Annotated in this window: 13 protein-coding genes; 7 read left to right on the forward strand and 6 right to left on the reverse strand. The window is 30.1% G+C overall.

The genetic code is table 11. From position 1 onward, the window contains the following. Positions 1-13: 13 nt before the first annotated feature. Positions 14-274 (reverse strand): hypothetical protein, encoded by a 261-nt coding sequence (locus tag QMG30_RS11990; protein WP_281815648.1) that lies wholly within the window; start codon positions 272-274, stop codon positions 14-16. Between the two features lie 72 nt (positions 275-346). Further along, a complete protein-coding gene (locus tag QMG30_RS11995) occupies positions 347-1,522 on the reverse strand; it encodes an AraC family transcriptional regulator (RefSeq protein WP_281815651.1) in 1,176 nt (391 codons plus the stop codon). A gap of 168 nt (positions 1,523-1,690) precedes the next feature. Here QMG30_RS11995 and QMG30_RS12000 point away from each other — a divergent pair, with 168 nt between their 5' ends. From QMG30_RS12000 to QMG30_RS12020, 5 genes are all read left to right on the forward strand, one after another. Continuing rightward, on the forward strand, positions 1,691-3,061 hold the full coding sequence (locus QMG30_RS12000) for a glycoside-pentoside-hexuronide (GPH):cation symporter (RefSeq protein ID WP_281815653.1): 1,371 nt from the start codon (positions 1,691-1,693) through the stop codon (positions 3,059-3,061). Beyond that, entirely contained in the window at positions 3,054-5,213 is a 2,160-nt protein-coding gene (locus tag QMG30_RS12005; protein WP_281815656.1) for a beta-glucosidase, read from the forward strand. Before QMG30_RS12000 ends, QMG30_RS12005 begins: the two co-directional genes overlap by 8 nt. Before the next feature lie 246 nt (positions 5,214-5,459). After that, positions 5,460-6,512: a DUF2804 family protein gene (locus tag QMG30_RS12010; protein WP_281815659.1), complete on the forward strand. Its 1,053-nt coding sequence runs from the start codon at positions 5,460-5,462 to the stop codon at positions 6,510-6,512. Positions 6,513-6,542: 30 nt separating this feature from the next. Then, entirely contained in the window at positions 6,543-7,331 is a 789-nt protein-coding gene (locus QMG30_RS12015) for a MerR family transcriptional regulator (RefSeq protein ID WP_281815662.1), read from the forward strand. A 69-nt stretch (positions 7,332-7,400) separates the two neighbouring features. Then, positions 7,401-8,768, forward strand: a complete 1,368-nt coding sequence (locus tag QMG30_RS12020; protein ID WP_281815665.1) for an MATE family efflux transporter — start codon at positions 7,401-7,403, stop codon at positions 8,766-8,768. A 123-nt stretch (positions 8,769-8,891) separates the two neighbouring features. On the opposite strand, the gene QMG30_RS12025 is transcribed toward QMG30_RS12020, so the two are convergent. The 4 genes from QMG30_RS12025 to QMG30_RS12040 all read right to left on the reverse strand — a co-directional run bounded on the left by QMG30_RS12025 (position 8,892) and on the right by QMG30_RS12040 (position 12,794). Further along, positions 8,892-9,179: a DUF2325 domain-containing protein gene (locus QMG30_RS12025; RefSeq protein ID WP_281815668.1), complete on the reverse strand. Its 288-nt coding sequence runs from the start codon at positions 9,177-9,179 to the stop codon at positions 8,892-8,894. 211 nt (positions 9,180-9,390) lie between these two features. Further along, a complete protein-coding gene (locus QMG30_RS12030) occupies positions 9,391-10,542 on the reverse strand; it encodes an iron-containing alcohol dehydrogenase (RefSeq protein ID WP_281815808.1) in 1,152 nt (383 codons plus the stop codon). Between the two features lie 30 nt (positions 10,543-10,572). After that, positions 10,573-11,964, reverse strand: a complete 1,392-nt coding sequence (gene gltA, locus QMG30_RS12035; RefSeq protein WP_281815671.1) for an NADPH-dependent glutamate synthase — start codon at positions 11,962-11,964, stop codon at positions 10,573-10,575. A gap of 2 nt (positions 11,965-11,966) precedes the next feature. Continuing rightward, the gene (locus QMG30_RS12040) at positions 11,967-12,794 is read right to left on the reverse strand and encodes a sulfide/dihydroorotate dehydrogenase-like FAD/NAD-binding protein (protein ID WP_281815674.1); all 828 of its coding nucleotides are present in this window, start codon (positions 12,792-12,794) and stop codon (positions 11,967-11,969) included. 271 nt (positions 12,795-13,065) lie between these two features. Here QMG30_RS12040 and QMG30_RS12045 point away from each other — a divergent pair, with 271 nt between their 5' ends. Both QMG30_RS12045 and fbaA read left to right on the forward strand, forming a co-directional pair. Then, positions 13,066-13,917 carry a helix-turn-helix transcriptional regulator gene (locus tag QMG30_RS12045; RefSeq protein WP_281815676.1) on the forward strand — a complete coding sequence of 284 codons (852 nt, stop codon included), beginning with the start codon at positions 13,066-13,068 and terminating at the stop codon, positions 13,915-13,917. 165 nt (positions 13,918-14,082) lie between these two features. After that, on the forward strand, positions 14,083-15,111 hold the full coding sequence (fbaA, locus tag QMG30_RS12050) for a class II fructose-bisphosphate aldolase (protein ID WP_281815679.1): 1,029 nt from the start codon (positions 14,083-14,085) through the stop codon (positions 15,109-15,111). Positions 15,112-15,216: the final 105 nt, after the last annotated feature.

Genomic DNA, 15,216 nt, shown 5'->3' on the forward strand with positions numbered 1-15,216 from the left:
TGGTTATAAACTGTTACTTGAGATTATTATAATCTAGTTTTGTAGCATAAAAACATTCTATATTATTAAGAGGTATCTTTACAGGTTCGAATTGTTTACCTGTATACATAATGCCGGTGATATATTTTGGGTTACATTCTCTTAATCGGAATAAGTGAGTAAATCCTAATTTGGATTTTATCATGACTAATTTATCTTCATAGTTCTTAAGCCTTCTCTTGTCTTGTATATTTATAAAAGGCATTTCATTATAGTATAGATCTCTATTATCCATATTCTATCACCAAATATTATACTCATAACTAATATATGATTTAGTAAGTAGAAAATAGTATTTATTATGGTATCAATTATGTTTTTTTACATATTCTCCAGGAGTTATTCCCTCTATTTTTTTAAAACATTTTATAAAATAGCTTTTAGAACTAAAACCTAGAATACCAGTTATATCTGATAATGAATTGTTGGAATATTTAAGTAACAATTTTGATTCATCAATCTTTTCTTTTAAAATATAATCGGTAAAAGACATACCAAGTTCTTTTTTTATCAATTTGGATAGGTAATTTGGATGTACATTCACATGCTTTGCTACAGCATTTAATGATAGTTTGTTTGATAAGTTATTATTAATATATTTTATAGTAGTATTTATTATTTTTGAATATTTACTTTTATAAACTAGATCTAAAGCTTGTTTGTATTTCCTAAATGCTGTTTGCATGATGATATCTATATCGGATAGATTTTTGCATTCTTCTACCATCCTCAAATAAGTATCTCCTATTGTAAATGAAATATGAGTTTCAAGTCCTTGCTCGATTGCATATCTCTCAAATATACCAATATTGATAATACATAGATTCTTTCTGTTTCTGATATAATTATTAGCTATTGTACCGGCTTCGATATTAGATAAATCCAAATCTTCATATAGATTGACTCTGCCTTTAAACATCATATTAAGATACTGTTTTTCTGAAAAATAATTATGATGGTAGAAGTCAATTTCTCTATATTCTATAATATTTTTTTCAAGAGAATTAACACATATTATATCTTTGTCTACGTCATTAAATACTATATGGGTACTGTTAAAAAGAGATTCAAGATATTTATAGTGCTGATTGATTGAACCTATTTTAGCTATAGGGAGACTATAATAATATTTTTGTAATGCAACCATTCTATATTTACCAACATGTTGATTTGCAATAGATTTTATTTCATTGTTGGTAAGCATTTTGTATTTAAATGGACCAACTACAACAATCAAATCATTATAAATTTCAGAAGTTATGCGTAACGAAATAAAATATTCTTCAAAATTTGTTTTATGATTATAAAATAATTTCTTATCCCTTATTATTTGTTCTAGTGAAAAAACTCCTAAAAAACTGAAGGGTATTTCAGGAATATTAATTTGGTGAATGAGTTTAGCACTACTGGTATATAAACTTATTGGTAGACCAGTTGTCATAGTGTACATGAACATTTTTTCTTTATATGAGGATATATCCATAGAATTCCTCCAGTTCTATTTAATGTGTTTTTTTAACTTATGTGATTTCATAAAGTTTATTAATTGACTAATATTTTACCACAAATGCTTTTATATTAATACGGTCATTTTGCTAAAGATGATATAATTTTTATCAATCGATGAAAATAATAAAGGAGGAGAATACATATGAATCAAGTTAAAGAACATTTAAAAATGAGTGAAAAAATAGGTTATGCTATGGGGGATTTAGCATGTAATTTAGTATTTCAGACTATCAGTATCTTTTTGTTGATTTACTATACGGATATATTCGGAATTTCACCAGCAGCAGCTTCAACACTCTTCTTAGTAGCAAGATTATGGGATGCCATTAATGATCCTATAATGGGAGGTATTGTTGATAGGACGAATACAAAATGGGGTAAATTCAGACCTTATTTATTATGGGGGGCAATACCATTTGGTATTTTAGCTGTTCTTTGTTTTACTACTCCTGATTTTTCATATACTGGAAAATTAGTTTATGCATATATAACTTATATAGGATTAGGTATGGCATATACATTTATAAATGTGCCTTACGGTGCGTTGACTTCATCAATGACACAGGATTCGTCTGACAGAGCTAGTTTGTCATCAATAAGGATGTTTTTTGCCATGACTGGTGGGTTAATAGTTGCAGTAGGTATTCCATCATTAACAAAAAGTCTAGGTGATGGTAATCCAGCAAAAGGGTATCAATTGACTATGATTATATTTGCTGTTATATCTGTCGTTTTATTGATGATTACCTTTTTTACAACAAAAGAAAGGCACACTTCAATAAATGAAAATAAGGTTTCAAAAATTAATTTGAAAACCATTGTCAAGATATTTAAAGCAAATCATCCATTACAAATTATATGTTTAGCGTTTGTAATTCTTTTTGGTAATAATGCTATAACAGGTTCAGTAGGTGTTTATTTCTTTAAATATAATTTGATGAGAGAAGATTTGATTTCACTAAATCTAGTTCTATCAATGGTAGTTACATTAATTTCATTACTATTTACACCATTATTACTAAAAAAAATGGAGAAAAAAAATATATTTATACTAGGTATGGCAATAACGTTAATTAGACCAATCGTATCTTTTACAACATCTGTTCCACTTATATTAATTGGAAGTGTTATTGGTTCGATAGGAGCTGGTTTTGCAACAGGAGTTGTATGGGGGTTAGTACCAGATACAATTGAATATGGTGAATATAAAACAGGCATAAGAGCAGAAGGTACTATATATGCTATTGTAGGATTTTTCTTCAAATTTGGTATGGCACTTGGAGGAATGATACCAGGTTTCGTACTTCAGATGACAGGTTATATAGAGAATACAGTTCAAACAACAACAGCTTTAATAGGAATTCAGAGTCTAGTATCAATTGTTCCATTATTACTGATAATAGTATTAATTATAGTTTTGAATTTTTATAAGCTTGACAATAAAACATATAGTAAAATTCTAATAGAATTAAAGAACCGACAGAATAATAGAAAGGATGTTAATAATGTTTAAAAAAAATTGTATATTAACTGATGAACAAATTAATAATAAGGTTACTGATTTAATGAATAAACTGACACTAAAGGAAAAAGTATGGTTACTAAATGGTAACTGGGATATGATTCAAAATAGTATTGAATATGGAAATGCATATAATCCCATACCCATTAAAAGCAATGGAAATGATAGGTTAGATATACCGCCTATTGCATTCACCGATGGACCTAGAGGAGTTGTAATGGGACATTCTACTTGTTTTCCAGTATCTATGGCACGTGGTGCTAGTTTTGATAGAGAATTGGAAAAAGAAATCGGCAATGTTATTGGTATTGAAGCACGTGCAGGTGGAGCCAATTATTTTGCGGGAGTCTGTATTAACTTACTTCGTCATCCTGCATGGGGTAGGGCACAAGAGACATATGGAGAAGATCCATTCTTGTTAGGAGAAATGGGCAAAGCTTTAACTGAAAGTGTACAAGAACATAATGTTATGGCTTGTATTAAACATTATGCAGTAAATAATATTGAAAATTCAAGGTTCAAAGTAAATATTGAATGTGATGAAAGAACCCTTAGAGAAGTTTATCTTCCTCATTTTAAAAAATGTGTTGAAGCAGGAGCAGCGTCTCTTATGGGTTCATACAATAAATTTAGAGGAGAGCAATGCAGTGAAAGTTATCATTTACTTACTAAGATATTAAGGGATGAATGGGGATTTGAAGGTTTTACTTCTTCAGATTTCTTATTTGCTATACGTGATACAAAAAAAGCTATTGAGGCTGGTATGGATATTGAAATGCCAATGCCTGTTTATTATCAACAGAATTTATTGGATTTAGTTCAACAGGGGGTTGTTTCAGAAGATATCATTAATCTTTCAGCAACAAGAGTTATAAAAACAGTTCTCACTTTTAGTAATTCAAAAGATTCAATGGAATATGATGAAAAGTTAATAGCAAATGAAAAACACACAGAGTTAGCAAGAAAAGTTGCTGAAAAATCTATGGTTCTTATCAAGAATAAAGATGATGTATTGCCATTCATTAAAGATATTAAAAAAGTTTTAATAGTAGGTAAGCTTGCAACAAAAGCAAATACAGGGGATTATGGTAGTAGCAGAATTTATGCACCTTATGTTGTAACACAACTTGAAGGATTACAGAATTATTTTGGTAATCAAGTAGATATTATTTATTGTGATGACATAGAAGTAGAGCAAGCTAAAGATTTAGCAACAGAGGTAGACTGCGTGATTATTTTCGCTGGCAATGACTATAGAGATGAAGGAGAATATGTTGCGCCAGATGAAGATGTTTCAATGGAAGATATTATTGTTGAAGGGTATAAAAATCAAGGGCAAATAGAGAAATTGATGTCAATGCAAAGTAAAAGAAATGATAAGAAAAGTTCATATACAGATAACAGTGGAGATACAATGGGTGGAGATAGGTCGAATTTATCTCTAAAGGAATCTGAAATAAATGTAATAAAAGAAATTGGGAGCATTAATCCAAATACCGTTGTGTGTTTAATAGGTGGAAGCATGATAATGACAAAAGAATGGGATGATAGTGTTCCAGCTATCATGTATAGTTGGTATTCAGGTATGGAAGGGGGAAATGCTCTACCTAGAATATTATTTGGTGATGTTAATCCAAGTGGTAAGTTACCGTTTACAGTACCAACAGATGGAGATCATTTACCATATTTTAGTAGTACTGATAAAGAAATCAGTTATGATTTATATCATGGATATACTCTACTGGATAAAGAAAATCATAAACCAGCTTATCCATTTGGATTTGGACTTTGTTATACTTCGTATAGATATTCAGATATGGTACTTGAGAAGAAAGATGGTTTAGTAGATGTTAAAGTAAGAGTAACTAATATTGGAAAAGTTGATGGAGAAGAAATTATTCAGGTTTATGTAGGAGTAATTAATTCTATGATAGAACGTCAAAAAAAACTTTTAAAAGGATTTGATAAAGTATTTATCAAATCAGGTGAAACCAAAGAAATTTCTATACCAATAAACATAAAGGAATTATATTATTTTAGTAGTGAGTCAATGAATTGGGAATTAGAACATGGTATCTATAAATTTATGGTTGGACCAAGTTCAGATGAGACAACTTTATTAAAGAAGGAGTTAAGATTATAAATTATTATATAATTAAAGGAAATTTGACTTGTTATTAATATGAAATGATTATATAATGTAAGTAATAGTTAAGACTATTGTGTAATTTGTTGATGCTTAATGGATTATATGATAGTTTTTGTTATTGAGAGATAAATTTGACTTATAATTTTATTTGGTAACTTACTTGTATATTACTAGTATATGACACCAATAGAGTACACCATAGGGTATTGCAGAAGTTAATAAACTATAGGAGGTTCTATTATGGGAAATTATACAAGGGAAGTCAAAGAGCAAATATTAAGTCTAGTGGATGCAGATGGTAATTTTCAATTTGGAACATATAACAAACCTGTCAAGAAATTAAATATGTTAGATGCCAAGAAACCATTAGGATTTCCATTTACTAAGCACTTCAAAAATTTCAGGTTGAAAGAGTGGGAAGCATTTCAAGCAGGTAATAAGGATATTTTTATGCTTGGAGCTGTATATAATACCAAAACATCTGCCCTGAATCAATTATCCATCTATGATAAAAGAAACGACAAACTATATAATTACAGGAAGTATTGTATTCCATGGAAGCAAACATTAAGTAATGGGATGTATCAAAGTGAAAGCAAATATGATTCTAAAGATTTTTCGATAATCATTTATAATGACCTTGATGAAGGTAAGATTGATATTTCAGTTACAATAAAAAATAAAAATGATCTACCAGATATCAAGTTAGAAATGACTGCTTATCACTTAACCGAGCCTATAGTTATCTGCCAGCCTTTTGATACTAATAGGGGATTATATTCCCATAAGGCATTAATGAATATGGAAGGAACCCTATATCTTGGAAAAGAGAAAATAGTATTTGAAAAAGAATCTTCTTTCACTATTATAGATGACCATAAAGGCTATTATCCCAATAATGTAAAGTATGATTGGATTACAGGGTGTATCAACAGTAAAAATACAGGACTTATAGGTTTCAATCTGACTGATAACCAAATTAGGAATCATGAAAAATATAATGAAAATTGTTTATGGATCAATGGTAGCATGCAAGTTCTCCCTCCAATAAAATTCAATCGAGAATTGCAAGATAATAAAGAAGTATGGAAAATCAAAGATGAATATGGTATTGTAAATATATCTTTTTTTCCACTGACCAAATTACAGTTGAAATTCAATCTAGGCATTATTTATTCAGATTACGAAGGTCCTATGGGAATTTTCCAAGGATATATAAAAGATAAAGATGATAATAAGATTATGCTTAATCAATTTTTTGGTATGGGTGAAAAGAAAAGATACAGGGTTTAGAAATGTTGAATTATTGTAGGAGTCGAGTTAATGAATAGAAGAATAAGTTTGTCTGATATGTCCAGATTGCTTAACATATCAAAGTACACATTAAGATATTATGATAAAGTAGGATTAATTAAACCTAATTATGATGTTAACGGATATAGATATTATACTCTTGACCATTATTATAATTTGGTTACCATAAAATTATTAAGACAGATGGATGTTCCTATAAAAGATATCAAAAAAAGTCTTGTTGATGATAATATGGAAGATTTCATTGATTTATTAAGTAATAGTAAAAAACACATTGATGCGGAAATAGAAAGAATGATTAGAGTAAGTGATTTGATAGATAATAAGCTAAATGTCGCAAAATATGAAAAAAGTCTTGAAAATAAATGGCGCGTCAAAAAATTAATGGAAAGGAAATTTGTCTATTTTAGTAATGGAAGAGATGAGCTTAACACTATACTTGAGTTAGGTAATTCTGAAGTTTTGTTAGAAAGTAACTTGATGGTAAAGTATTGTATTGATGATTTAGAAAAGGTTCAAGATCAATCTACTGACTTTTATATAGAGTATGATGGAAAAATGGAATACTCAGCTAAAGATGTATTTATTATTCCAGAGGGTAATTATGTACTCTATTATTATAAGGGAAATGAACAAAATATTTATAATGAACTTATTAAAATACTAGATGGTATAAGAGATAGAGGATTCATTATACAAACTGGTATTTATGAAATTTTAAGACCATCACATTTTATTAATAGTTCTAATAAAGCTTTTTTCACAGAATTCAATATACCTGTAAAAATTAATCCTTGACATTAGAGTTACTCTAACCTTTACAATATCTAATATTAGTTAGAAGATATCGTGGAGGCAAGAAATCATATGAAACAATTAGATCTAGGAAAAGACAAAGTAAGTAAGTTATTTATTAATTATTCAGTTCCAGCTGTTATTAGTATGGTAGTTATTTCATTATATATAATTGTTGATGGGATATTTGTTAGCAGAGGAGTAGGTCCTGATGGTTTAGCTGCAGTAAATATTGCATTACCTTTCATTCAAGCACTTAACAGTATAATTATTATGATTACTATAGGTGGTGGAGTGCTAACAGCTATTAAATTAGGAGAAAACAATGAAAAAGAAGCAAGTAGAAGATTTTCATTTACAGTTATGATAGCAGTAATATTTATAATCATAACTTCTTTGATTTCAATAATATTTTTGGATACATTGGTTCAACTACTTGGTGCAGACGAATCCTTGATTCATCTAGTAAAAGAATATCTTGTTATAATGTTAAGTTGTAATTTATTATTTCAGCTTTCGCCGATTATGGAGAATTTTATACGTATTGATGGAAGACCGTCATTTTGTATGGTAGTATCTATAATAGGAACAATTATTAACATAGTTCTTGATTATATACTTGTTATAAAATTAAATATGGGTCTTACTGGAGCAGCTATAGCTACATGTGTTGGAGCTGGTTTGAGTGGAATAGCGATGATGACATATTTCTTCACCAAAAAAGCTAATTTGAAATTTACGAAACCAGCAGGAAATTTTAGAATACTAGGTAAAATGTTATATAATGGATGTTCCGAATTCTTAACAGAAATATCATCATCCATAGTTTTATTGATATTTAATATAGTGATTATGAAAAGAATGGGACCAATGGGTGTATCAGCAATAAGTATCGTTCTCTATATTACTACTTTAATTATTATGATTTTGTTTGGAATCAGTCAATCCCTGCAACCTATAGTTAGTTATAATCTAGGAGCAGGGCAGGTGGATCGAGCTAAAAAAGGACTTAAATTATGTCTGATAACAGCTCAATCAATTTCAATGATATCCATGGTTATAGTATTTATATTTAGTGAACCATTAGTTGGTATTTTTGCTAAAGGAAACAAAGAATTGATAGATATGGGGGTCTGGATGAGTAGGTTATATATTACTTCATATATTTTTATAGGGTTCAATATAACATCATCAGCTTTCTTTACTGCAATTGAACAGCCTCTAATGTCAGCTGTTATCTCATTATCAAGAAGTTTAGTTTTAGTTATCATAGGACTAATAATTTTACCTCGTATAATAGGGGATAGTGGTATTTTTGTTTCTAACACTTTCGCAGAAGTAGGAACGTTTTTTGTAAGTATCTATTATTTAAAAAAATACTTTTATAAGAAGATTGATGGATGTAGTAAAAATAAAATCATTGCACCAATAAATCAATAAATCATTCATTGAATAGAATTATTAGTTAAATATTACAATAGAGAAGAGTACGTAGATAATCATAATTAAAGTAAAATAAAAACAAGGCAAGTAAAATTACATAGCCTTGTTTTTATTTTAGAATTAAATTACAGATTCTAAACTTTTTATAGAGTTATGTAGTGCATCAATACTACTGGAATGACATCTTAGAACAGGAATATTTTTTCTTTTTGCTTCTTTGTTAGCGACTCTTACCATCTTATGTGATACTGTGCTGGTAAATATCAGCAACGCATCAGGAGTACCTATACTTTTACTCAATCCAGCTGACATTTGTGTAAAAACTTTTACTTTATGTCCAGCTTTCTTACAGACTGTTTTATATTCTCTATGCATACGGTCATGGCCGCCAATTAATACTATACTCATATAATCACCTTTTTCTTATACAATTAGGAAAATTCTATTTCCTGAAATTTATCTGTTCTATTGTTGCATTTATTTAATTATACTACTAATGATAATGATTGTCAATATCAAAAGTTTGGATTTGATAGAAAACCCTCCTTGAATCTTCGTTTCCAAGAAGGGTTTCCATTTATTTTATAAGAAGGTTTGCAAACAAATTAATAAATTGAAATTAAATATTTTTAGCAGTTGTACCATAGAATGCTGCTTTGTAGATTTCTTTAACTTCTTCTGCATTAGATTGTCTTGGGTTAGTTAAAGAGCAAGGGTCTGCAAATGCATTTTTACTCATTCTATCTAATACTTCGTTGAATTTTTCTTCTGTGATTTCAACTTCTGTAACTTCTTTTAGGGTAGTTGGGATACCAACTTTTTTATTTAATGCTTTTAATTCAGCAACTAAGTCACTAATTTCAAGTTGCTTTTCGATTTCTGCAAATTTATCTGTAGCTTTCATGTTATATTCAATTATATATGGTAATAAGATAGCGTTAGCTAAACCATGAGTGATTCCAAGTTCTCCACCAATCTTATGAGCTAAACTGTGTACTAGTCCTAATGAAGCATTAGTGAATGCCATACCTGCTAGAGTAGAAGCGTTATGCATATCTTCTCTTGCTTTCATGTTACTACCGTCAGTATAAGCAATTGGAATTTGTTTATAAACTAATTTGATAGCTTCCATAGCAAGAGGATCTGTATAGCTAGTTGCACTTGTTGAAACGTAAGCTTCAATAGCATGTGTCATAACATCCATACCAGTGTTAGCTGTAATATGAGCAGGCATTTTAGCTGGAAGAGCTGCATCAAGTAATGCTACGTCTGGAGTAATCTCATAAGATACTAATGGATATTTGATATGATTAGCTGTATCAGTGATTACTGAGAATGCAGTAATTTCTGAAGCTGTACCACTTGTTGATGGAATAGCGATGAATTTAGCTTTTGTTCTTAATTTAGGGAATTTACCTGCAACTAAGTCTTCAAATTTAGTTTCTGGATATTCATAATATACCCACATGATCTTAGCAGCGTCAAGAGCAGAACCACCACCGATTGCAATAATCCAATCAGGCTTGAATTCAGCCATTTCTTTTCCGCCTCTTACTACTGTGTCAATTGATGGGTTAGGCTCAACACCATCAACGATAGATACTTCCATACCAGCTTTTTCTAATTGCTTTTTAGCTTCGTCTAAGAAACCGAATCTTTTCATTGAGCTACCACCTGTTACAAGAGTAGCTTTTTTGCCTTCTAAAGTTGATAAATATTCTAATGCACCTTCACCGAATACGATATCTTTTGGAACTCTAAACCATTTTATGTTCATTATAATTTCCTCCTTAAATATATATTATTTGTTGTTTTTTATTTTATCATCTATTGCAGCAGCAGCTTTTTTTCCAGCTCCCATAGCGAGTATGACTGTTGCAGCACCTGTAACTGCATCACCGCCGGCATAGACATTTTGCTTACTGGTTTCCATTGTTTCTTCTTCTACAATTATGCCTCCCCAAGATTGAGTATCAAGACCTTCAGTAGTTTGTCTGATAAGTGGGTTAGGGGTTTGACCAATTGCTACGATAACTGTTTCTACATCTATTGAAAATTCACTATTATCAATTGGTGTTGGTCTTCTTCTACCTGATGCATCTGGTTCGCCGAGTTCCATTTTAATACAATTGATTCCTGTAACAGAACCATTTTCACCAATGATTTTAGTTGGGTTATTTAATAATTTAAATATTATTTCTTCTTCTTTTGCATGATGTACTTCTTCTTTTCTTGCAGGAAGTTCGTTTTCGCTTCTTCTATAGATGATATATACATTTTCCGCACCTAGTCGTTTTGCAGTTCTAGCTGCATCCATTGCAACATTACCACCGCCTATTACCGCAACGCTTTTACCAACTTTAATTGGAGTAGCTGAATCTTTTTCATAGGCTTTCATGAGATTGACTCTAGTTAAGAATTCATTAGCAGAGTAAACTCCGTTAAGATTTTCTCCTTCTATATTCATGAATCTTGGAAGACCTGCACCGCTACCGATAAAAACAGCTTTAAAATCTTGTTCGAATAATTCATCTACTGTAATGGAACGACCGACAAGTACATTAGTCTTAATATCTACACCTAATTTTTTTATTGTTTCAATTTCATTACTAACTAATTTCTTAGGTAGTCTGAATTCTGGAATACCGTAGGATAATACTCCACCTGTTTTATGAAGTGCTTCGAATAATGTAACTTCATAACCTCTTTTTGCTAAATCTGATGCACATGAAAGTCCTGAAGGACCTGCACCTACAACAGCTACCTTAATATTGTTTTTATCTATTTCAACAGTATCATTAGCTTTTTGATGTTGCATATGATAATCTGCTACGAATCTTTCTAAACGACCTATTGCTACTGGTTCGCCTTTTATACCTCTTACACATTTACCTTCACATTGGTTTTCTTGTGGACATACTCTTCCGCAGATAGCAGGTAATGAATTTTCAGCAGTAATTATTTTATAAGCTTCATCGAAGTTACCTTCAGAAACTGCATGAATGAATTCTGGTATTGGTACATTAACTGGACATCCGCTTACACAAGGTTTATGTTTACATTGTAAACATCTCTTAGCCTCTTGTATTGCTTCTTCTTCAGTGTAACCTAATACTACTTCTTTAAAATTCTTGTTTCTTATTAAAGGTTCTTGTTCGCTGATTGGTGTTTTTGTTAGTGATTTATTAAGCATTTCTAGTCCTCCAATCCTAGTCTACATACATGATCTTTTTCTTCTTCTTTATACATACCTTGACGTCTCATAGCTTCATCGAAATCAACTTCATGACCATCAAAATCTGGACCATCGACACATGCAAACTTAGTTTCGCCGCCTACAGTTACACGACATCCACCACACATGCCTGTTCCATCAATCATAATAGGATTTAAGGATACATTTGTTTTGATACCTAATTTTTTAGTAATTTCACAAACGGTTTTCATCATAATTAATGGTCCGATTGCTATAACTAAGTCATATTTTTCACCGTTCTCAATTAATTCATTAAGTTTATCTGTTACGAAACCTTTAATTCCTTTTGAACCATCGTTTGTAGCATAATAAACGTTATCGCAAGTATTTTCCATCTCTGTATCTAATATGATGAATTCATCACTTCTTCCACCTAGTATGGCGTCTACTTCTACACCTAATTCTTTCATTTTCTTTAATTGAGGGTAGAGCGGTGCAATACCAACACCTCCACCGATACCTAGAACTCTTTTTACTTTATGAAGAGGTGCTTCTTGACCTAGTGGACCAACGAAGTCTTCTATATAATCGCCCTCATTTTTGAGACTTAATTTTTTTGTTGTGTAACCAACTACTTGATATATAATAGTTACTGTATCTTTTTCTCTATCATAATCTGCTATAGTTAGTGGAATACGTTCACCTTCTTCATCAACTCTAAGGATGATAAATTGTCCAGGTTCACATTTTCTTGAAACAAATGGTGCTTCTATTTCCATAAGTTCAACTAAATCGTTTAATTTTCTTTTTGTTACAATTTTATACATTCTGCCACCTCATTATGTTATAGATTGTTAATTTATAAACACTTTGTTACATATTTAGTACTTATTAGAAAAATGACGTCTAAACAAAACTAGTGTAAATTTCTGCAAGAAATTGGAGAAATACTAGCATTGACATTCTACTAAGTTTTAGTTATCATGTACTTATGGGAATATTATACTACGTTATTAAGAATAAAACTAACACTAATTTTGAAAAACTAACACTTTTTTGAGTATTATTGATAAAATTTTAACAAAAGTAGGTGAAATTATGTTAAATGTCTTTGATAAAAAACTAGAAATGATTGATGGATTCGAAACTGACTATGTTAAAATACTTTATTATGATTTACCCAAAAATTTTTCTGGGGATTATAAATCATATAATTATGCTCGATTTTGTACAATACTTAATGGCAGAAAACATGTGACACTAAATAATAACAAAAAATTTGTTTATACAAAAGATAATTATTTATTATTACCATCTAACTCAAAAGTTCATATGGACATAGATACTCATACTACAGCATTGGTTTTTGAATTAAATGACGAACTAGTCAATAATGTACTTAATAAGATTGATCTGAAAGATAATATGAAAGAAGTAGTTAGATCAACAACTAATAATTATTTTTTAGGTCAAAATAAATATAATATATCAGAAGATATTAATAATATTTTCGTTGCATCTAAGAGTAGGGACAATAATAATGAGTTCTTAATTGATTTGTATGCCCAAAAATTAGTGTTCGATTTGATAAAGAACAAAACGACATATCAGATATTGAACGGTAATAATTCTCATCCTATAAATATAGCGGTAAAATATATTAATGAAAATATTAGAGATATGATTAACATTAAAGAATTAGCGAAAAGCCTTCACATGTCAGAATCTAATTTTTCTCATCTATTTAAAAAAGTTATGGGTATAAAACCTGTAGAATATATTAAGAACAAAAAATTGGAATTAGCATTGGATTATTTAAGAAATGAAAGTGTAACAGATGTTGCATTTAATCTTGGTTACTCTAACATTTCATATTTCATTAGACTTTTTAAAGATAAGTATAATATGACACCTAAGCAATATAAATTAACTTATTATGAAAAGCTGTAATAAAATTAGGGCATCAATAATACTATTTAGTGATATAATTAAAAAATATTTATCATTATCATTGACGTATTATGAATAATGTCTTATTATGAATGTGTAACACTATAATAGGAGAATGCTTTGATTTATCAAAGTATCAATATAAATTTATGAGGAGTGAATTTCATGCCAGTAGTTGATTACAAAAATTATTGCAAAATGCTTGACAGAGCTTTAGAAAATAACTTTGCTTATCCAGCAGTTAACGTTTCTAATATTGAGACAGCTAACGGAGTTTTAGAAGCATTCGCTAAAGCAAAATCAGACGGAATTATTCAAGTATCCATAGGTGGAGGAAAACATGCATCAGGTATGGTTGCTAATAGTGCAATCGGTGCTATTTCTTTAGCAAATCATATTCACCTTATGGCTGAGAAATACGATATTAACATAGCTTTACACACAGACCACTGTACAGCTGCTAATGTTGAGCCATTTATGAAACCTCTTATTGAAGAGACTAAAAAAAGAAGAGCACAGGGATTACCTAATCTATTCAACAGTCATATGTTTGATGGTTCAGATATTCCACTAGAAGAAAATATTAAAATTTCTAAAGAACTTATGGCTCTTTGTGCAGAGAATGAAATTATTCTTGAAGTAGAAGCAGGAGTAGTTGGTGGAGAAGAAGACGGTGTAAGTAATGAAGATGTATCAAAAGATAAACTTTACACAACTCCAGAAGACATGCTTATGTTTGAAGAAGCTTTAAAAGGTATGAATGGAAGATATATGTTAGCTGCAACATTCGGTAATGTACATGGTGTGTACAAACCAGGAAACGTTAAGCTTAAACCAGTTATACTAAAAGAAGGTCAAGATGCTTTAAAAGCTAAATATGGAAAAGATGCTAACTATTGTTTAGTATTCCATGGTGGTTCAGGTTCAACAAAAGCAGAAATAGAAGAAACTCTTGAATATGGAGTTGTAAAAATGAATATTGACACAGATACTCAATATGCATTTACTAGACCTATTGTTGAGCATATGTTTAAACATTATGACGAAGTACTTAAGGTTGAGGGTGAAGTAGGGAATAAAAAAGCTTATGATCCAAGAGCTTATTTGAAAAAAGCACAAGCTGGTATAGCTGATAGAGTTATTGAAGCATGTAATGTACTAAAATCAAGCGGTCAAACAATGGGTAGACAATAATAACATATAAATGAATAAAAGCTTATCTTATTTGCTTATAAGATAAGCTTTATTTTTTATTAAATGTAAAGTGATACTTTCTATTTTTCTTGAAATCTTCTATGA

This window comes from Vallitalea longa, from assembly GCF_027923465.1.
Taxonomy (GTDB): domain Bacteria; phylum Bacillota; class Clostridia; order Lachnospirales; family Vallitaleaceae; genus Vallitalea; species Vallitalea longa.